Source organism: Streptomyces sp. NPDC059456, assembly GCF_042750055.1.
GTDB lineage: Bacteria > Actinomycetota > Actinomycetes > Streptomycetales > Streptomycetaceae > Streptomyces.
This window is the reverse complement of record NZ_JBHYVA010000986.1, coordinates 1-2193: the sequence shown is the minus strand read 5'-3', so window position 1 is coordinate 2193 and position 2193 is coordinate 1. Positions and strand designations below refer to the sequence as shown.

Genomic DNA, 2193 nt, shown 5'->3' with positions numbered 1-2193 from the left:
AACTCTATTTTGGGGGCGCGGGTTCTTTTTTTAATACCCCCGGGTTCTCCGGGGCCCCCCCCCCCCCGCGCCCCCGGGCGGCCCGCCGCGCGCGGGGGCCCCGTCCTACCGCTCGGAGCGCCCGGGCGGGCACCGTGTCGCACCCGGTGCCCGCCCCGGCGGCCCGCGTCAGGCCCGGAAGAGGGCGCGGACCGAGTCGTCGTAGGCGGCGCTGATCCGGAATGCCTTCTCCGCCAGGGCCAGGCGGCGGTCCAGGGGCACCGCCGAGGGGCTGCCCGCCCCGGTCTCCAGCAGGGCGAGGACCTCGTCGTAGTCGTCGGGGTCGCCGAGCGGGATGACGTGCTCGCAGTTCTTCGCGGCGCCGCGGAGCATCGCCGGGCCGCCGACGTCGATCTTCTCGCGGAAGGCGGCGAAGTCGATGCCCTGCTCCCGCTCGGGCAGCAGGTAGTAGTTGCAGGCGACGAGGTCGACGCGGGTGATGTCGTACGCGGCGATCTCCGCCAGGTCGGCGGGAGTGTCACGGGCGAGGATGCCGCCCATGACCGACAGGGTCAGGGTCTTGACCCGGCCGCCCAGCAGGGTCGGCGCGCCGGCCAGGTCGGCGATCCGGCCGACCGGGTGGCCGGCGTCCGCCAGCTGCTTCTGGGTCCCCTCGGTCGCCACGACGTCCCAGCCCAGCCGCAGCAGGCCGACCGCCAGGGTGTCGATGTTCCGCTTGTCGCTCACGGCGAGCACGGCAAGCACGTCAGTCCTCCTCGGTGATGGTGATCAGGGCGTCCCGGTGGGAGCCCACCGAGACGTGGCGGACGGGTACGCCGAGCAATTCCTGGATGCCCTCGACGTAGGCTCGGGCCGCCGCGGGGAGCTCCTCGTACCGGCGGATCCCGGAGATGTCCTCGTCCCAGCCGGCGAACGTCCGGTACACGGGCTTCATCCGGGCCAGTTCGGCCGGGCTGGTGGTGAACCCGGGCACCGCAGTGCCGTCCTGCTCGTAGGCGGTGCACACCTGGAGCTCGCCGATGCCGGTGAGCTGGTCCAGGTTGGTGATGGCGATCGCGTCGGCGCCCTGGACCCGGGCCCCGTAGCGGGTGGCCACCGCGTCGAAGGCGCCGAGCCGGCGCGGACGGTTGGTGGTGGAGCCGTACTCGCCCCACTGGCGGCGCAGCCGGTCGGCGCGCTCCTCGTCGAACTCCGTGACGAACGGGCCCGCGCCCACGCAGGAGGAGAACGCCTTGGTGACGCCGACCGTGTGGTCGACCGTGGCCCACGGCACGCCCATGCCGACGGGGGCGTGCCCGGCCAGGCAGTTGGACGAGGTGGTGAAGGGGTAGATGCCGAAGTACAGGTCCTTCAGGGCTCCGAGCTGGCCCTCGGCCAGGACGGCGGCGTTCTCGTCGAGGGCGCGGGAGAGCAGCGCGGTCACGTCCGCGACGTGCGGTTCCAGCCGGTCGCGGACGTCGGCCGCCCACCGCTCGACCTCGGCGAGGACCAGCGGGGCGCCTCCGTACAGCTTGGTGATCCGCTCGTTGGCCCAGTCGACGACGGAGGCCAGCCGGCCCGGCAGGCCCTCCTTGTCGTACAGCTCTCCCACCAGCAGCGTCTTCTTCATGACGCGGTCGCCGTAGGCGGGTGAGATGCCCTTGCGGGTGGAGCCGTAGCGGCCGTGGGAGAGGCGTTCCTCCTCCAGTCCGTCCAGGTCCCGGTGGAAGGGGAAGCAGACGGACGCCCGGTCGGAGACGAGCAGCCGTTCGGGGGCCACCCCCGGATGGCCGGCCAGGGCGTCGATCTCGCCGAGCAGGCCCTCGACGTCGACGGTCATGCCGGGGCCCAGGATGCTGATCACGTCGGGGCGCATGATGCTGCTGGGCAGGCTGTGCAGCTTGAACGTGCCCTGGTCGGTGTGGATGGTGTGGCCGGCGTTGCTGCCGCCGTGGTAGCGGACCACGTAGTCGGCATCCGCGGCGAGATTGTCGACCATCCTTCCTTTGCCCTCGTCACCCCAGTTGAGGCCGACAACTGCCATGAGCACGATGGAACTCCTCTGTTCTGTTCCGGCGGTTCTGTGAAACGGGCGTGCCGGGCCGCTCGCCGGGGTGTCCAGCGTCGCCACCGGCGGGCCGCCCGTCACCGATGCCTTCGGCCGGCCGCGCCCGCCAGCAGCCCGCCCGGCCGCGCGGCCGCGCGGCCCCCGGC

2 protein-coding genes are annotated in these 2193 nt (G+C 72.7%); both read right to left on the bottom strand.

Translation table 11 applies throughout. The annotated features are described in order from the left end of the window. Positions 1-168: 168 nt before the first annotated feature. The gene (locus tag ACFXA3_RS41375; protein WP_385196484.1) at positions 169-744 is read right to left on the bottom strand and encodes a hypothetical protein; all 576 of its coding nucleotides are present in this window, start codon (positions 742-744) and stop codon (positions 169-171) included. Position 745: 1 nt separating this feature from the next. Next, on the bottom strand, positions 746-2023 hold the full coding sequence (locus ACFXA3_RS41370; RefSeq protein ID WP_385196486.1) for an adenylosuccinate synthase: 1278 nt from the start codon (positions 2021-2023) through the stop codon (positions 746-748). Positions 2024-2193: the final 170 nt, after the last annotated feature.

Bases quoted from the DNA above. Each gene is read 5' to 3' on its own strand.
- ACFXA3_RS41370 (WP_385196486.1), bottom strand. From the start codon at position 2,023: ATGGCAGTTGTCGGCCTCAACTGGGGTGACGAGGGCAAAGGAAGGATG.